The sequence below is a fragment of the Succinimonas sp. genome, assembly GCF_045225735.1.
Classification (GTDB): domain Bacteria; phylum Pseudomonadota; class Gammaproteobacteria; order Enterobacterales; family Succinivibrionaceae; genus Succinimonas.
The window spans coordinates 1-17566 of sequence record NZ_JBGVBR010000371.1 but is presented as its reverse complement, the minus strand read 5'-3'; the positions used below and the strand labels follow the sequence as shown (position 1 = coordinate 17566).

Below are 17566 nucleotides of genomic sequence, written 5' to 3'. Positions count from 1 at the left end.
GAAACAGGACGGATCCGAAAACAGACCATAAAGGCTGAACAAGCAGAAATGAGGCAGGCGTTATGCAAGCAGGCGAAATTTATCGCGAATCAGAAAAGATTCTGAGATCCTTTACCAATTCCCGGGAAGTATCCTCCATTGAGGCCTACTGTCTGGTATCCCATGTGCTCAACCGGGAAAAGTCGTACCTGCTGACCCACCCCGAGGAGGAAATCTCTCCGGACAATGTGGAACTGATCCGGGAAATGACCAGAAAGCGGCTCACCGGAGTGCCCATAGCCTATATCGTCGGCTGGAGAGAATTCTGGTCTCTCAGGCTCAAGGTTACCCCGGACACCCTGATTCCCCGTCCGGATACGGAAACCGTGGTGGATCAGGCTCTTATCAGAGCCAGTCTCCTTAAGGCTAAAAATCCCGGCCGCACCCTCCGGATTCTGGACATGGGCACCGGCAGCGGAGCCATTGCCCTGGCGCTCAAAAAGGAGCTCCCGGACGCCGAAGTGGATGCCATTGACTATTCAGATGCGGCTCTCCGGGTAGCGCAGGAGAATTCGGATGCTCTGGGCCTCCCGGTGCACTTCTGGAACAGCAACTGGTTCAAGAACATCAAAGCCGGACACCAGTATGATATTATAGTGTCCAATCCCCCCTACATAGCTCAGGACGACCCCCATCTCACCAAGGGAGACCTGCGCTTTGAACCGAAAACCGCTCTCGTGGCGCCCATGGTAGGACTTTACGACATTATCACCATTCTGCATCAGGCCGCCAGCTATATGCGTCCTGACAGCTGGATCATTATTGAGCACGGTTTTCAGCAGGGGCCGGATGTGCGCAATTTGTTCCGGGATGCCTGCTTCAGCTCCGTGGATACCATCCGGGATCTGGGAAATAACGAAAGAGTGACCGTGGGCGCTTTGATAAAGGAGGAACAAGCATGAGCACCGCCGCCAAAATCGTAAAAATCGGGGACATTGAGGTTGCCAACAATAAGCCCTTTGTGCTTTTCGGGGGCATCAACGTGCTGGAATCCGAGGAACTGGCTCTTAAAGCCGCCGAGCACTATGTCCGGGTTACCGAGGAGCTTCATATCCCTTATGTCTTCAAGGCCAGCTGGGACAAGGCCAACCGATCCTCCATTCACTCCTTCCGGGGCCCCGGACTGGAACAGGGCATCAGAATTTTTGAAAAGCTGAAAAAGGAGTTCGGCGTAAAAATAATCACCGATGTCCATGAAGAGGATCAGGTAGCTCCCCTGGCAGAGGTGACCGACGTGCTGCAGCTTCCGGCTTTTCTGGCCCGGCAGACCAATCTGGTCAAGGCCATTGCCTCCGCAGGAAAGCCCGTGAATGTTAAAAAGCCGCAGTTCCTGAGCCCGGCCCAGGTGGGCAACATTGTGGAAAAGTTCGCCGAATGCGGCAATGATCAGATCATGCTCTGCGAACGCGGTTCCTCCTTCGGCTATGACAATCTGGTAGTGGACATGCTGGGCTTTGGCGTGATGAAGGAGGCCTCCGGCGGCGCTCCCGTGATTTTTGATGTCACCCACTCCCTGCAGTGCCGGGATCCCAATGCGGCAGCCTCCGGCGGCAGAAGAAAGCAGGAAGCCGAGCTGGCCCGCGCCGGCATGGCCGTGGGCATTGCGGGACTCTTCCTGGAGGCTCATCCCAACCCCGATGCCGCCAAGTGCGACGGGCCCAGCGCTCTCCCGCTGGCGCTCTTAAAGCCGTTCCTGACCCAGATCAAAGCCATTGACGATCTGGTAAAGAGCATGCCGGCGCTGGAAATCTGCTGATATTTTTTATGTTACTGCGGTCTGCGGCTTCGGCCTCAGACCTTTTTTTGTAATTAGAAAGGACAATCAAGGATCTTAACTCCATGGCTTCTCAGGAATTTCTGGACGAAATCAACCGGCGGCGCACATTTGCGATTATTTCGCACCCGGACGCCGGTAAAACCACCATTACCGAAAAGCTGCTGCTTTACGGCCGCGCCATTCAGAAGGCCGGCACCGTCAAAGGCCGCGGCGGCAATGGCAGCTTTGCCAAGTCAGACTGGATGGAAATGGAAAAGGAGCGCGGCATTTCCGTCACCACCTCCGTAATGCAGTTTCCCTACAACGGCTGTCTGGTTAACCTCCTGGACACTCCGGGCCATGAAGACTTTTCTGAAGACACCTACAGAGTACTGACGGCGGTGGATTCCTGTCTCATGGTTATTGACGCGGCCAAGGGCGTGGAGGACAGAACCCGCAAGCTCATGGAGGTAACCCGGCTTCGGGACACCCCTATTCTCACCTTCATGAACAAGCTGGATCGGGAAACCCGCGATCCTCTGGAGCTTATGGACGAGGTGGAAAAGGAGCTGGCCATTATGTGCGCTCCCATTACCTGGCCCATTGGCTGCGGCAAGAGCTTCAAGGGCATCTACCATCTTTACCGGGACGAAATCTACCTCTACGAATCCGGACACGGCTCTGAAATTCAGGAAAAGCGGGTCATCAAGGGGCTTGATAATCCGGATCTCGAAAACGCCATCGGCGGAGACCTGACAGAGGAGCTCCGGGAGGAGATCGAAATCGTCAAGGCTGCTTCCAATGAATTCAGTCTGGAGGATTTCCTGAAGGCGGATCTCACTCCGGTATTCTTCGGCACCGCTCTGGGCAATTTCGGGGTAGACCATATGCTGGACGGCCTTACCGAATGGGCTCCCGCTCCCGGATCCCGTCATGCCGAAAGCCGGGACGTGGCCCCCGCCGAGGATAAGCTCACCGGCTTTGTCTTCAAGATTCAGGCCAATATGGATCCCAAGCACCGGGATCGCATAGCCTTCCTGAGACTGGTTTCCGGGCAGTATCAAAAGGGCATGAAGCTTCATCATGTCCGCATTGCCAAGGATGTGAACATTTCCGATGCGGTAACCTTTATGGCCGGAGATCGGGAACAGGCGGAAACCGCCTATGCCGGAGACATTATCGGACTCCATAACCACGGCACCATTCAGATCGGCGACACCTTCACCCAGGGGGAGGAGCTCCGCTTTACAGGCATTCCGAACTTCGCTCCGGAGCTTTTCAAAAGGATCCGGCTCCGGGATCCCCTGAAACAGAAGGCTTTGCTCAAGGGACTCATTCAGCTCTCGGAGGAAGGAGCAGTGCAGGTATTCCGCCCCATTATCAACAACGATCTCATTGTGGGAGCCGTGGGCACCCTGCAGTTTGACGTTGTGGTTTCCCGTCTTAAAAACGAATACAACGTGGAAGCCATCTATGAGCCTGTTACCGTAAGCACGGCCCGCTGGATCGAAAGCGATAACCCCAAGGCCATTGCCGAGATCAAAAACCACGTGCCCCAGAACATCGCTCTGGACGGGGCGGACAACCTGACCTACATTGCCCCTAATATGGTGAATCTCAATCTCACCATGGAGCGCTACCCTGACATACGGTTCAGCAAAACCCGGGAGCATTGATTTCCCGCGGCCTCTCCCGCAGAGGTCCGGGAATTAACACGGGAGTCTCCTCATGAACGATATGGATTGCCCGCTGGCAGATACCCACTGCCATCTGGATCTCATGCCGGAGGAGACTCTTTCCTTTTTATCCTCCGGCGCTCTCTCAGGTTATCCCGCACCTTCTTCCGCGCTTTCCCCCTTAAAAACCCCGGAGACTCCGACGCGCCTCATATTCGTTCCCGGAGTGACCGGCCCGGCTGTTTTCCGGCATGCTAATCAGTCGGCCCGTATATCGGCCGGGCTTCCGAATAATGATTTATCAGGACTATGGCGGATTTTTCAGATGACGGGAGTTCATCCCGGTTATCTCACGGACTTTAACGAGCAGGATTTCCGAAGCAGGACTGCCGTTCTCCATCCCTTTATGATCGGGGAAATCGGTCTTGACAGGAAGTATGAAGACCGATTTGCGGCAGATTTTCAGGAAAGGTGCTTACGGATTCAGCTGGCCGCTGCCCGGGATTACGGGATTCCGGTGTCTCTCCACGTGGTGGGCCGGCATGGCGCCGCTCTCCGCATTCTCCGGGAATTCCCCGGCCTTCGGGGCATTTTGCACGGCTTTACCGGAAGCAAGGATCTGGCTCTGGAGTATCTCAGATCCGGCTTTCTTCTGGGTATCGGCCCCTTAATCCTGAATCCGGAGGCCCGGAAGCTGAAATCTGCCGCAGCCGCCCTGGCTCCGGAAAATCTCGTAACCGAAACGGATGCCCCTTTCATGAGCTATTACGATAACGGCATCAGAAAAGCTGCAACTCCGGAAACCCTCCCCCTGATTATCAGAAAAATCAGCGAGCTTCAGGGCCGGAGCTTTGAAGATACCGCGGCTGTTGTCTTCCGGAATGCTCTTTCCCTGCTCCCGCAGATTCCCGAAGCATAGCGTCCTCCGGCTTTCAGAGCATGGCGCCGGAGTTCATATCAGGTTAAACCCCGGGTTTTTCCTTTTCCTGTCCTGATGGAGTATAATCAGCGGAGTTTTTTCTCACGTTGTCAGGTAAAGCCATGTCCTTTATTAACAATCCAAGTGCCCCGCTTATCAATGCCGGTCTCCCGGAAAATGAACTTTTTGTCATTAAGGATCCGGATCTCCTTAAGGTCTCCCCGGCAGACTTTTCCGGAGGCTATATCGGAATAGTCAGCGACAGCATTCTTACGCAGGATCTTCTTGATGTGGCCGGTATCGCCGCCGGGTTCGGAGTTACCGCGGCATTTCAGGCGCCCTGCGAGCTTTTCGGGCATCAGGTCTGCATGGCCCGCACTGACAAATTCAGCCCGGAGCTGAATCAGGAGCTCAAAAAGCTTTCCGGAAAAAGGGATGCTGTTCATGTCAGGGACTTTCCTAAGCTTACGGCTCCGGGAGTGATCCTGCTGGATATGGACTCCACCTGCATCCAGTGCGAATGCATTGATGAAATAGCCAAAGCCTGGGGGGTAGGCGCGCAAATTTCAGAAATTACCAGCCAGGCGATGCACGGCCTTCTGGACTTCAAGCAGAGCCTCAGAAAAAGAGTGGGTCTCCTTAAGGGAGCTCCGGCTCAGATCCTCTGGGATCTCCGGGATCGGCTCCCCATTATGCCGGGCTTTCCGGAACTGATTCATCTTTTGCAGTTTCACGGCTGGAAAACCGCCATCGCCTCCGGGGGCTTCATGACGTTTGTAAACAGACTTAAGGAAGAATTCGGCTTAACCCTGGTGCGGGCTAATACCTTCAGGATCGTGGACGGTCATCTTACCGGAGAACTGGAGGGAGATATTGTGGATTCCAGCGTTAAAGTAACTACCCTGAACGAGCTTCTGGATCGCTATGGCATCCCCCCGGCGCAGTCCATTGCCATCGGAGACGGCGCCAATGACCTCCCCATGATCAACGCCGCCGGCATTGGCTTTGCCATTCATGCCAAACCCATCGTGCGGGAAAAGGCTCCGGCCACCATCAATAACTTCGGACTGGATGCGGCTGCCTGCCTGCTGAAGGGAGCCGAGCTCATTGACCGGATAAAGTAAAGCGCCTGCCCCGAAGGGGCAGGATCAATAAGGCCGGAGCTCTCCTGAGTCTCCGGCCTTTTTTCCTGAGACCGGCCCGGCCCCGGGTTCCCCTGATTCTGGCCCTTACGTATTCTGCCGGGCCAGACTGATGCCCGCATCCGGGATTTCGGGAATCTCCCCCAGAACCACCGGAATCCCCAGCTTGACCATCACCGATTCGGTAATATCGATAACGTCGCCTATTCCCATAATGTTCCAGATATTGCTGTCCAGAGTCTTGAACTTATGAGGAGCATAACGCCGGATATAATCCAGCTCCTGCTTGATTTCAGATACCTCAGGCCTCCCGTTGGCCGTCACGTATACCGCATACGCTCCGAAATACCCCTGCGCCAGGCCTCTTTCAATAAAGGAACGCTGATCATCAGGCGACATAAAGGAATCCTCCACCTGCGGCACGTAGGTGATCTTGTCTTCCCAGACCTCCCGGCGCACGTATATCGTATACTGCTTCTGGATCTCATGGGCCTTGATCTTTTCAATATCGCTGAGAATATGTCCCCGGAGCACCTGATTTGAAAACAGGGGATAAACATTGGCCTGCTTCGGCTCCGTCTCCTGGATGTGGAAAAGACGGCGCGCCCGGGAGCTGTTGGCGCTGTCGCAGACATATCCCAGGCGCGAGGCCTTGGAACGCATGAATATGATCGGAGTGGAAAACAGATGGGAAACGGTAATCGAGCGGAGAGCCTTGGAGGTTTCGCTCATCTGGGAAAGATTCTTGGCCGGCTCCAGCACATGCTGATTGGCATTTATGAGTTCATCGAAGAAAAGCACCACGGCGGAATGCAATCCATGGAGCTGCAGATGCATAATGGTATGCGCCGAGTTGATAAACACCACCTCATAGGGCACATGCATCAGAGATACGGTCTTTTTCAGCTTCTGGAACTGGGGCATGGAAATATAGACCACATCGCCGTTGAAGCACTTCACCGGACTTGAGAACTCCACCTGAAGGCCGTGGTTGGAAATGTCCCGGGTCCAGCCGGCGATTTCCGGAAAGCTGTCCCCGGCGGCCAGGATCTCCGTCCGGTAGAGATACCGCTGCTCCTTGCGGGGGGTGATGTACTGGAGATACTCCAGCTTCACCGGCTGAATGCTGTCGGTATCATGGGTAAAGATCTGCAGGCGGTTTACGGACTGGCTGCTGGTGAAGCTGCTGTAAACAGCGGCATCTCCGGGGGTGTTTATTCTGGTAAGAAGGCCGATATAGGTAAGCTCGGCAAGATTGTTATAAAGGGTCTGCGCTTCCTTCTCATCGCCGCAGGCTCCGGCCAGCCCGTGCAGCGTCTTGTCATCAAGCTTAACCGCGCCGATTTCAAAACGAAACACTCTGAAGGTAGCGCGGTTTTTTGAGACCGCAAAAAACGTGTCGGTAAGCCCCGACTCCTGAAGCTCGTCCATGGTGGCGCTGAGAAAAAAAACATGACCGTCCATGGTATGCTTAAAGGCATAAATATAGGTGTATTGCCGGCCCTCGGGCTTTGCCAGCAGCTTCGCCATGCGCTCCCGGGTGAACAGGGTGCCCATTTTGTCATCCGCTTTTTCATCCCGCCAGTAATCCAGCTGCTCATGGTTATGGTCGCTTTTAAGAGCATAAGCCAGCCGGAGCTCCTCACGTCCGGCAAAGAACATGGGAATACCGATGATCTTGGGCAGGTACTGATATTCTATGGCTTTGATATTGAGAATGTAAGCCATGTAGTCAATGTCTATGCGGTAGCGATACTTGTTGGCATTTTGAAAGCCCAGAATAAAGCGTTCCAGATCCTTATTGTCGGAGAGACATCTGGTTTTAAGCCAGCAGCGGACATCCCTTTTTTCCACCCCCAGGGTTTCGTAAGGCACTCCGGTGAGAATTCTGGCCGCTCCAGGATAAAGCTCTATGAGCTTGGTGAAGGTGATTCTGATTTTTTCCCGCTGGGTAAACTCATAGTCACTGGGGAGGAGCACTTTAATGCCGCTGCAGGAAAGATCAGAGGTTTTGGCATTGACCAGACGCCCGTCGGGAAAAGCTACCACAATGGCCGAGGAATAATACATTCTTTCATCGCGGCGATGGGCATAGCTGGCAAAGCGAATCTCATCCAAGTTAAATCTGGCGGGGCTGTTGGGATCATGAGTAAGACTGTTTTCCTGACGGCGAAGCTTCTTCCTTTCATTATGGCTGCGCATTACCTCCTCGTAAACGCCCTTGGTATAAACGCCGCCGTAACAGGCTGTCAGACTGAGGAACTCTTCGATGTCTTCCTTCTGCAAAAAGTGCGAGGTGCCGCTGAAGGTAAAGATCTCGCAATCACCGTCATTTCTGAAGTCCATAACTCTGAGGCACGGGGCGCAAAGCCGTCTTAATTCCATCTTCAGGAGAAAATCCGCATTTCCCCCGGCTTCGCTGACAATTTCCGCAAAAACTTCCTTGAAAGCGGGCGTATTCAAGTAGGGGATAAGCTCCCGGGCCCTGTTTCTGACATTGTCCATACAACCAAATAATCCAAACCTGTCATATCGCTGCAAAATTCCTCTGATTCTACCCCAAGAACCGGGTTTTATTAATCCTGCGCTCCTGAAAATATGAGGCTACTCCGGCAAACACGATTACCCCTCTCACGAGATCTCCCCCGCGCGCTCCGCGGGCCGCAGGCGGAAGAGATCAGATGCGGCAGCGGAAACTGTTTTTTTTTGCTTTCAGATCCCCCGGAGATTCCGGTTTTTGGATAAAATTAATGCAGGATCTGCAGAACATATCCCGCCTGCCTGGAGAAATCCCTCATGACTGAAAACAACATAAAGACCCCGCCCCGGGAAGAAGCTCAGAATTCCGAAACCGATAAGCTGACCGCGCGGGTTCATTCCATTGAAACCGGCGGCGCCGTTGACGGCCCCGGCATCCGGTATCTGATATTCTTCCAGGGCTGCAATTTCAAATGCATCTACTGCCACAACAGAGATACCTGGGACATGGAAGGCGGCACGGTCTATACCGTGGAAGCGCTGATGAAGGAAATCATCACCTATGCCCCCTTCTTCAATGCCAGCGGCGGCGGAGTCACCTGCACCGGCGGGGAAGCCTCCCTGCAGGCAAAATTCATCGCCGAGCTGTTCCGGGAGGTGCATGCCGCCGGTTTTAACACCTGTCTGGACACCAACGGATATTTTCATTACACCAGAGATCAGGTGAACCTTATCAATGAAACGGACACCTTCCTTTTGGACATCAAGGCCATGGATCCTCTGAAGCATAAGGAGCTCACCGGCTTTGACAACGAAAGAGTTCTGACCTTTGCCCGGTATCTCCGGGATCATGGCAAAAAAATGTGGATCCGGCAGGTAATTATTCCTACATATACCGATGATGACGAAAACGCCCATGCGCTGGGAAAATTCATCGTATCCCTGGGCGATGCCGTGGAACGGGTGGAGCTTCTGGCCTACCACGAGCTTGGCAAGCACAAGTGGAAATTCTTTAACGAGACCTACAAGCTGGAAAACATCAGCCCCCCGAAAAAGGAGGTCATGGATCATCTGCGGGGAATTCTCCGGGAATACTTCAAAGAAACGTACTGATTCCGGCTCAGATCCCGTCCGTGAGAGCCCGGGGATCCGCTCCCTCCCGATCCAGAGCCTTGCGTAGCGCCCGGGCCAGAGTCAGCATGTCCGGATTCAGTGCCGGGGTATCTCCGGTCGCCTCGCAGATCCTGCCGTACCAGGATATTTCCTGCGGGGTCAGCCTTCTCAGAGATCTCTGTCCCAGCTTCCAGATCCCCCAGACCGGAGCCAGAAACGCCAGAGTCAGCATGAATACCACCGACGGCCAGATGTATGCCGGAAACTCCACGCCGGCATACCGCCAGAAGCAGAAGTACCACACCGCAAAAAAGCACAGCATGGGGGGCATCCACCTACCGGCATACACCACCATGGAGGCAATAAAGCCCTCCCGGTACACAGCATTCAGTGTTTTGATATTCCGGGGCCAGATCTTTGCCATTTCCTGACCGCGGCTCATAATTTCCGCCAAAAACGATCTCCGTATTATGAAAGCGGCGTCCGGTTCGCATTCGGATGCCGGAATAGGGAAATAAAGGCATTGCCTTCATATGAGCAGCTTAACGCGCCCTGCCTTCATATCTTACCCTAAAAAGAGGCTTCCGGCCGGATTTTCGGGGGAACCCCCGCAGCCCGCCGGCCCGGAAAAGTGCAACCGGCTCTTATTTTTCATAATCAGAAAATTGCCGCCCTCACTGTTATGGGCTATACTCTCTAACTAAGCTCTAAATTCACGGTGAGCAGTTTAAAAGCCTTATTCTATAAAGCTCTGCACCCATTTGATATGCAGGAAGGACATCCTGTTTTCACCGTACAGGAAAATTCTTCTGACTTTGCTGAAAGCAGCCTGAAGTCAATACCGCAACGTATCTGTTCCATATCGCTTATTCACAAGAGGAAATGTCTGTGGCACGTACAATAATGCTCTATCCGGTCAACAGCGAGGCCGGTGCAACTTCCATAAGTCTGGGTCTTATCAAGGCAATGCAGGATGCCGGCGCAAAAGCAACGTTCATGAAGCCGGTTGCCCAGCCGAAAACTTCAGACGTGGGTTCCGAAGCCAGCACGGCAGCAGTGAGAACCAGCACCGGACAGAACCTTCCGGAACCGATTCGGGCTTCCTGCATGGAAAGCATGATCTCCGATAACAAGGAAGATGTTCTTCTTGAGGAGATTATCGGAAACTTCGAAGCCCACAAGGCAGCTTCCCAGGCAGACGTCATTCTCGTGGAAGGCCTGGCCCCCCAGGAGAGACATCCCTACGCAGTTTCCCTGAATGCCAAAATCGCCAGCGGCATTGATGCCGACATCATTCTTCTGGTCAGACCGCAGGGGGATGCGGAGCACCTGAAAAACACCATAAAAACAGTTTTAAACAGCCTTTCAGATATTCAGAGATCTCGGGTTCTGGGGGTTATTTTCAACAAGATCACGTCAGACTCCGACATTAAGGGACTGGAGCTTACCGGAATTACCAAGGCTCTGGCCGCCATCCCTCTTAACCGCAAGCTCAACGTAACCCGTCCCAGCGATCTGGCAAAATACCTGAGCGCGCACTTCCTTAATGTCAAAATCCTGAACTCCGGCGACATCAGAAACAGAAGACTTTCCGATGCCGTATTCTGCGACTGCACCGCCGAAAACGCCGCGAAGCTGCTCACCGAGGATGCTCTGGTGGTGGTATCCAGCGACCGCTGCGACATTATCAAAGAAGTGGAAAAAGAGGCCTCTCAGGGAACCAAGCTGGGAGCTCTTATTATTACCGGCATGGCCCCCCTGTCCGCCGAGGCCGAGGCTTCCCTGGCCAATATCTACAGCACCGGTCTTACTGTTATCCGCACGGAAAACCAGGCCTGGCAGACCGCCATCGACCTTAAGGATCTCAATAACGAAATCGGCATCCCCGCTGATGACGAAGACAGGGTGCACGCCATTTCCGACTTTATCGGCAGCTGCTTCAGCAAGGATCTTATCAGCGATCTCATCAAGGAAAGCGCCCATGAAAGGCTCCTGAGCCCGGCAGCCTTCCGCTACAAGCTTACCGAAACCGCCAAGTCCGATAAAAAGAGAATCGTGCTTCCTGAGGGCGCGGAACCCCGCACCGTGAAGGCTGCCGCTATCTGCGCCGAAAGAGGCATTGCCACTCCGGTGCTGCTGGGCAATCCCGAAGAGATCAAGAAGGTTGCCGCCGAAAACGGCGTTGATCTGGGCAGCGTTGAAATCATTGATGCCGAAGCTGTGCGCGGCAAATATGTCGATCGCCTGGTGGAGCTCAGAAAGGCCAAGGGCATGACCCCGGAAAAGGCTCAGGAAGAGCTTAAGGACAACGTCATGCTGGGCACCATGATGATCGACAACAACGAAGCCGACGGTCTGGTATCCGGAGCTGTTCATACCACCGCCAACACCATTCGTCCGGCCTTCCAGATCATCAAAACCGCCCCGGGAGCTCAGCAGGTTTCCTCTGTTTTCTTCATGCTGCTTCCGGATCAGGTGCTGGTTTACGGCGACTGCGCCGTTAACCCCAATCCTACCGCCGAAGAGCTGGCCGGCATTGCCATTCAGTCTGCCGACACCGCCAAAGCCTTTGGCATCGAACCCCGGGTGGCCATGATATCCTACTCCACCGGAGCTTCCGGCAAGGGGCCTGATGTGGATCTGGTGAAGACCGCCACTGAAGCCGTAAAGGCCCAGCGTCCTGATATTCTGGTGGATGGCCCTCTGCAGTATGATGCCGCCTGCGAGATGAGCGTAGCCCGCTCCAAGGCTCCGGATTCCAAGGTAGCCGGCCGGGCCAATGTCTTTATTTTCCCGGATCTGAGCTGCGGAAATCCGCTCTACAAGGCGGTGCAGCGCACGGCCAAGCTGATTTCCATCGGCCCCATGCTGCAGGGACTGAGACGTCCGGTTAACGATCTCTCCCGCGGCGCACTGGTGGATGACATTGTTTACACCATTGCCATCACGGCTATTCAGGCACAGCAGCAGAAAGCCTGATTGCGAGACTGAGACCTGACAGGAGTTTCAGATGAAATGAGGGCGGCATCCGAAAGTGCCGCCCTTTTTTGCAGTCAAAGAGAAAGAAATAATGCATGTCCTTATTACCGGCGGCACCGGATTTATCGGCAGAAACGTTATGACAGACTTCCTGAAAAGGGACTCTGAAACCAGCTTTGCCGCACTGGTTCATCCCGGCGGCAGCATTCCCGGGACCGGCAGCGCCTTTCCTCCGGAAAGAGTTACATACCTGAGAGATCTCCGGGAAATTAAAACCCGTCCTGATATCCTCATCCATCTTGCCGGATCTCCGGTATTTCGGATACGGCCCTTTTTTGAAAATATTGGGGAGATCCGGGAATCCCGGGGGCCATACACCGAAAGACTGTTCCGGGGACTTGCGGCCAATGGCATGCTTCCCGATACCATTATCATGGCCGGAAGCACCGGTTTTTATCCCCCGTCCCGGATCCCCGCTCCGGAAAACGCCCCTCCGGGGACGACCTTTCCCGCCCTGCTGGCGCAGGAATGGGAAAACGCCGCCTCGGAAACTCTGGCGGAGCTTGTAAGGGATGGCATTATCCCAAGGCTGCCCCGGCTTATAACCCTCAGGTTCAGTACGGTTATGGGCCGGGACGGCGGCTTTTTAAAGCCGTTTATGCTGATAAGACGCGCGCCGGCGCTGATTCCGGGGGCCGGAGATTACTGCATATCCTGGATCAGCATTCAGGACACTGCGGAAATAATCTGGAAAATAATACATGAGTGGCCGGACTTTGCGGGCGCAGTCAATCTGGCTGTGCCAAAGCCTCTCAGCGTTAACGAAATCTGCCGGGAGATCGCCAGAATAAACCGGGGAATCTTCACTCTGCATATTCCCGCCGGACTCATCAGGCTGATGAAGCCAAACACGGCAGATTTTATCCTGCTCTCCAATACCGCCCGGCCGAAGGTTCTCACTGATAAACTGGGCTATCGTTTTTTATGGGAGGACTTCGGCGCATTTCTTAACAGCCTGTGATTAAGCCGGTTCAGATCCTGTCCGCCGCAATAACCTCGGCTCTGTTTCCGGAAACCCGCCATCTGACATTGCGGTCGTAAAGCTGCACTCCGTAAATGCGGTCATCATCAGAGATGCCGTGGCGGTAGGCGGGACGGGGATCCTGAGCCAGCACCTCCGCAATCAGTTCCCGAAACTCCGGAATTCCTGATGCCCCAACAGCCCGCTCCGCCGCCGGGGTAAACACCACCTCCATATTCAGCGGCGGCTCCTCGGCAAATCCGGAAACCGCATCCGGCACGCTGTCCGTAAATCTGATATAGGGCTTAATATCCAGCACCGGAGTGCCGGTCACCAAATCTGCACCGGAAATAGAGAGATAGAACCCCTGACTGTCCTCGCCGGTTTCTCGGAGCTGAACCAGAGAAAGGCCGATTCTGTTGGGGCGAAAGGGAGATCTGGAAGCAAAAACTCCCACTGTTCTGTTGCCCCCCAGCCGGGGCGGCCGCACCCGGGGCTGAAAGCCCTGAGATTCGGGAATTCGGTCAAAATTGAAAAGTACCCAGAGATGGCTGAAGCCCTCAATGCCGGTAAAGGCATCGGCCACATTGTAGGGAGGATGGAAACGGATCCGAAAAATGCCGTGCCGCACCAGAGCGCTTTGTCTGGGCACCGCAAACTTCTCGGCAAAGGGGGATTCCACCCACCCCACAGGAGCAACGCTGAACATCATGCCTGATCAGTCTTCCTTGACGTAAAGGGCCCGGGCGTAACAGGAAACGCTGGTAAGGCATACAGGAGTGTCTTCGAGAGCAACGCATGAGGTGTAAACAATGCCGTTGGCCCTTCTCATATGAGCCTTTTCCCGGGCGTCTATGCGGGCATCTCTTTCATTGGCTTCCGGTTCATCCGAGGATGTCTGGCAGGATATGCCCTCCACAGTGCCCAGACTCTCATAATTAAGATCCCGGAGCTCGCTGTTTTTGTAGACCTTCATATTGGCCTTGGCAAAATAATCCTCGATATTGTCCGGATTAAGATTGGTTTCAAAGGAAAAATAGCTGCAGCCCGATACTGCAAACAAAACCAAAATCAAAAAACCGCACAGCGTCCTCATTTCAATCCCCCGTCTCAATCCCCTGATTGTTCAAAACCGCGATATTTTACAGCATTTTTCGGAAGGGCAGGTTTTAAATGGTTCAGAAGAAAGTTTGTCATGCTGCATGAGGTGATTACGAAATCATGACGACCTGGTCAGGGCAACAATGCCCAAGACTTCATGCAGAATGACAGATGCCGTTTCAGCATGGCCGGCAATGGTCAGCATCTGAATTGAACTGCTCAAATATCCACAATCTTACGTATTTCGAATAAGAGCCTGACCGACATTGTCCGCTGGAGTTTGAAAATCACAGAGAGAAGCAATAACGGTTTGCAAAGAAGCCTGATTCCTGATTACACCACATTCCTTGAATGACTACATTTACCGCACCTGTCATTTTTTACCTCATTAAAATAAAAAAAGGAGTTTATTACACTCCTTTTTTAATATCTAATTTTGCAAATTCAACTCGCAAGAATTGCCGCAAAAGCCATTATGCCAACAAAGATCATTAAAGCGATAAGAGCCAGTACAAAAGGCCCGTAAATAACACACTTGGCCGCCGTATACATCCATTCAGGATAATCCCCGTCTGGTTCATAGCAATTACGATATCTTCTCATAGCGTATTCCCTTTCCTGCTCTATTAATTTTAAAACAGTTGAACAGAAAAATAACTATTTCTTTTCTGTTTTTGCCGGGTGCATCAGCCGTTTAAATATTTTCATCCCGTGTTTACATTCGTTTTCTCTCAAGCCGTTTTTATAGCGTCCGCGAGGAGGTGCTCATTCTAAACTACGCTGGCTGGATCGTTTTTCTGAAAGACCGCAGCCCTGTAGTTCAGTTCCAAAAAAAAAACAAATTTGACAAAAATGGGGGCTGGAATCACAAAAACAGGAGCAATATCGAGATCTGAAAGCTTAAGAGGCAAGAATTTGGAGATATTGAATAAAGACAGTGGAGCGAGAGACGGGAATCGAACCCGCGTATAAAGCTTGGGAAGCTTTCATTCTGCCATTGAATTACTCTCGCAAAAGACGGGTGTATCTTACTTTATCGGCCGGAAGAGCGCAAGAACTTTTTAATATTTTTGCGCAGCTTTCCGAGAGAGTCAGGGAGAGGCCCTGAGATTCCGTCTTTAAAGAACCCCCTGTCAGGTGCTAAAATGCGCTTTGTCAATCGTCGTGATTCATTCACATCCCCATACTTTATTCATTACGGAAATTTTAGAAATGGAAGTTAGAACCCGTTTTGCTCCGAGTCCCACTGGATATCTCCACGTCGGCGGAGCCAGAACCGCCCTTTACTCCTGGCTGTACGCTCATCATCACCACGGTAAATTTGTGCTGCGCATTGAAGATACCGATCGTGAACGTTCCACCCAGCCGGCTATTGATGCCATTATAGAATCCATGAAATGGACGGGACTGACTTGGGATGAAGGCCCTTTCTATCAAACCAAGCGCTTTGATCGCTACAATGAGGTAATTGACCAGCTCCTTGAGCAGGGCCTGGCCTACAAGTGCTACTGCGCCAAGGAACGTCTGGATAAAGTCCGGGAGGAACAGCTTTCCAGAAACGAGAAGCCCCGGTACGACGGTCACTGCCGCGAGGATCATGCCGAACATTCTCCCGATGAACCATACTGCATTCGCTTTAAGAATCCCCGGGAAGGCAAGGTGAAATTCCACGATCTTATCCGCGGGGACATCGAATTTGACAATGCGGAACTGGATGACCTGGTTATCCGCCGCACTGACGGCACCCCCACCTATAATTTCTGCGTGGTAATCGATGACTGGGACATGAAAATCACCCATGTTATCCGCGGCGAAGATCATATTAACAACACTCCCCGCCAGATAAACATTTACAAGGCTCTGGGGGCGCCGGTGCCTGAATTTGCCCATGTTTCCATGATTCTGGGCGATGACGGAGCCAAGCTGTCAAAAAGACACGGAGCCGTCAGCGTCATGCAGTACCGGGATGACGGCTTTTTGCCCGAGGCTCTTATCAACTATCTGGTACGGCTGGGCTGGGGACATGGCGATCAGGAAATCTTCTCTTTGGAGGAGATGATTAATCTTTTCGCTTTGGAAAACGTCTCCAAAAGCGCTTCGGCTTTCAGCTCCGACAAGCTTAAATGGATGAACCAGCACTACATCAAGACTCTGCCTCCGGAAAGAGTGGCCGAGGAGCTGGTGTGGCAGATGAACAATCTGGGCATCGATTACAGCAAGGGACCTGAACTCACTGCCATCGTAAAGGCTCAGGCAGAAAGATGCAAAACCCTTAAGGAAATGGCTGAAAATTCCGTCTATTTCTATCAGGACTACACCGAATACGAACCCAAGGCTGCGAAAAAGTGGTTCAAGGAAAACAGCGCCGAAGCTCTGGAACGTTCTCTGGCCAAGCTTGAAGCCGTCAGCGACTGGCAGGCTGAAAAGATCGAGGAGGCCTTCAAAACCGTAGCCACCGACATGAATGTGGGGCTGGGGAAGGTAGGAATGCCGCTCAGACTGGCGGTAACCGGCCGCGGCGTATCTCCGGAAATGGGCATTACCATGGAGCTGGTGGGCCGCGAAAAGACCTTTGAACGCATCAGAAAGACCATCGACTATCTCCGTAACAGCTTCGGAAAGGAATAATTCCCGAGAACTGCCGGATTAAATAGAAAGCTTCAGATGAGGGAAACTGCATAATTGCGGTTTCCCTTTTTCATCCGGGCTTTTTCATCAGACAGCGTTTATCATAAGGATTCCGCTCCCGCTGTTCTTCCGGATCTTCCCCGGCCTTTACTCCCAAAGATGCTCTCATGCCTTCAGGTTCTGAACTCCCATGATGTTTTACAGCGCTGAAAAGGTAAAAAACCGGCGGATATTCCCAAACTCTTGCAAAATCCAGCCTTTTGGTTTTCAGATGGTTAATTTATGACCTAAAAACCGCCCCTTCCGCCCCTTCCGCCGCTTTCAGGAATTTTTAACAAATTTGTGCAAAAAATATTTGACACCATTGAGGAGATCAGATACCATTTGCGGCGTTGAGGGGTTATAGCTCAGTTGGGAGAGCGCTTGCATGGCATGCAAGAGGTCCGCGGTTCGATCCCGCGTAGCTCCACCACGAACCTTGTTCTTTGGTTTGTGATTTCAAAACTTCTTTTCTTATCCGCTTCTTTAAATTCTCCCAGATTCACTTTTTAGCTAATGCTGTTTTCTATGTGCTTATTGTCTTTGTGTTTTTCGGTTTCCCCGACTCTGGTTCCGCAAAATGAGTCTTGCCCAATCTCGCAAACTCAAAAAAATTTGACACCTTTCCCCGTATCGGGTATCATTTGCAGCGTTTGGGGTTATAGCTCAGCTGGG

Annotated in this window: 13 protein-coding genes and 2 tRNA genes; 10 read left to right on the top strand and 5 right to left on the bottom strand. The window is 52.8% G+C overall.

Annotated elements, in window-relative coordinates:
* Positions 1–62: 62 nt before the first annotated feature.
* The 5 genes from prmC to serB all read left to right on the top strand — a co-directional run bounded on the left by prmC (position 63) and on the right by serB (position 5514).
* On the top strand, positions 63–941 hold the full coding sequence (gene prmC, locus ACJROR_RS12930; RefSeq protein ID WP_406547427.1) for a peptide chain release factor N(5)-glutamine methyltransferase: 879 nt from the start codon (positions 63–65) through the stop codon (positions 939–941).
* The gene (gene kdsA / locus ACJROR_RS12925) at positions 938–1795 is read left to right on the top strand and encodes a 3-deoxy-8-phosphooctulonate synthase (protein WP_406039537.1); all 858 of its coding nucleotides are present in this window, start codon (positions 938–940) and stop codon (positions 1793–1795) included. The genes prmC and kdsA overlap by 4 nt, the downstream gene beginning before the upstream one ends.
* Positions 1796–1878: 83 nt before the next feature.
* Positions 1879–3471: a peptide chain release factor 3 gene (gene prfC / locus ACJROR_RS12920; RefSeq protein WP_406547425.1), complete on the top strand. Its 1593-nt coding sequence runs from the start codon at positions 1879–1881 to the stop codon at positions 3469–3471.
* Positions 3472–3523: 52 nt separating this feature from the next.
* On the top strand, positions 3524–4390 hold the full coding sequence (locus tag ACJROR_RS12915) for a TatD family hydrolase (protein WP_406547424.1): 867 nt from the start codon (positions 3524–3526) through the stop codon (positions 4388–4390).
* A 122-nt stretch (positions 4391–4512) separates the two neighbouring features.
* Positions 4513–5514 (top strand): phosphoserine phosphatase SerB, encoded by a 1002-nt coding sequence (serB, locus tag ACJROR_RS12910; RefSeq protein ID WP_406547422.1) that lies wholly within the window; start codon positions 4513–4515, stop codon positions 5512–5514.
* A 105-nt stretch (positions 5515–5619) separates the two neighbouring features.
* On the opposite strand, the gene ACJROR_RS12905 is transcribed toward serB, so the two are convergent.
* Positions 5620–8037: a hypothetical protein gene (locus tag ACJROR_RS12905; RefSeq protein ID WP_406547420.1), complete on the bottom strand. Its 2418-nt coding sequence runs from the start codon at positions 8035–8037 to the stop codon at positions 5620–5622.
* Positions 8038–8328: 291 nt separating this feature from the next.
* On the opposite strand from ACJROR_RS12905, the gene pflA reads away from it, so the two are divergent.
* Complete coding sequence (pflA, locus tag ACJROR_RS12900) at positions 8329–9123, top strand: pyruvate formate-lyase-activating protein (protein ID WP_406547418.1); 795 nt, start codon at positions 8329–8331, stop codon at positions 9121–9123.
* Positions 9124–9130: 7 nt separating this feature from the next.
* On the opposite strand, the gene ACJROR_RS12895 is transcribed toward pflA, so the two are convergent.
* The gene (locus tag ACJROR_RS12895) at positions 9131–9577 is read right to left on the bottom strand and encodes a DUF412 family protein (protein ID WP_406547416.1); all 447 of its coding nucleotides are present in this window, start codon (positions 9575–9577) and stop codon (positions 9131–9133) included.
* Positions 9578–10026: 449 nt separating this feature from the next.
* Between ACJROR_RS12895 and pta the strand changes: the two genes are divergently transcribed.
* Both pta and ACJROR_RS12885 read left to right on the top strand, forming a co-directional pair.
* The gene (gene pta / locus ACJROR_RS12890) at positions 10027–12102 is read left to right on the top strand and encodes a phosphate acetyltransferase (protein WP_406547452.1); all 2076 of its coding nucleotides are present in this window, start codon (positions 10027–10029) and stop codon (positions 12100–12102) included.
* A 91-nt stretch (positions 12103–12193) separates the two neighbouring features.
* Positions 12194–13123, top strand: coding sequence for an NAD-dependent epimerase/dehydratase family protein (locus ACJROR_RS12885; protein WP_406547415.1), 930 nt, complete (start codon positions 12194–12196; stop codon positions 13121–13123).
* A 10-nt stretch (positions 13124–13133) separates the two neighbouring features.
* On the opposite strand, the gene tsaA is transcribed toward ACJROR_RS12885, so the two are convergent.
* The 3 genes from tsaA to ACJROR_RS12870 form a co-directional block, all read right to left on the bottom strand.
* Positions 13134–13835, bottom strand: coding sequence for a tRNA (N6-threonylcarbamoyladenosine(37)-N6)-methyltransferase TrmO (gene tsaA, locus ACJROR_RS12880; RefSeq protein ID WP_406547414.1), 702 nt, complete (start codon positions 13833–13835; stop codon positions 13134–13136).
* Positions 13836–13841: 6 nt separating this feature from the next.
* On the bottom strand, positions 13842–14192 hold the full coding sequence (rcsF, locus tag ACJROR_RS12875) for an Rcs stress response system protein RcsF (protein ID WP_406547413.1): 351 nt from the start codon (positions 14190–14192) through the stop codon (positions 13842–13844).
* A gap of 970 nt (positions 14193–15162) precedes the next feature.
* A tRNA-Gly gene (locus ACJROR_RS12870) sits at positions 15163–15236 on the bottom strand.
* Between the two features lie 200 nt (positions 15237–15436).
* Here ACJROR_RS12870 and gltX point away from each other — a divergent pair.
* The gene (gene gltX, locus ACJROR_RS12865; RefSeq protein WP_406547412.1) at positions 15437–16852 is read left to right on the top strand and encodes a glutamate--tRNA ligase; all 1416 of its coding nucleotides are present in this window, start codon (positions 15437–15439) and stop codon (positions 16850–16852) included.
* Positions 16853–17248: 396 nt separating this feature from the next.
* Positions 17249–17324, top strand: a tRNA-Ala gene (locus ACJROR_RS12860).
* Positions 17325–17566 lie beyond the last annotated feature (242 nt).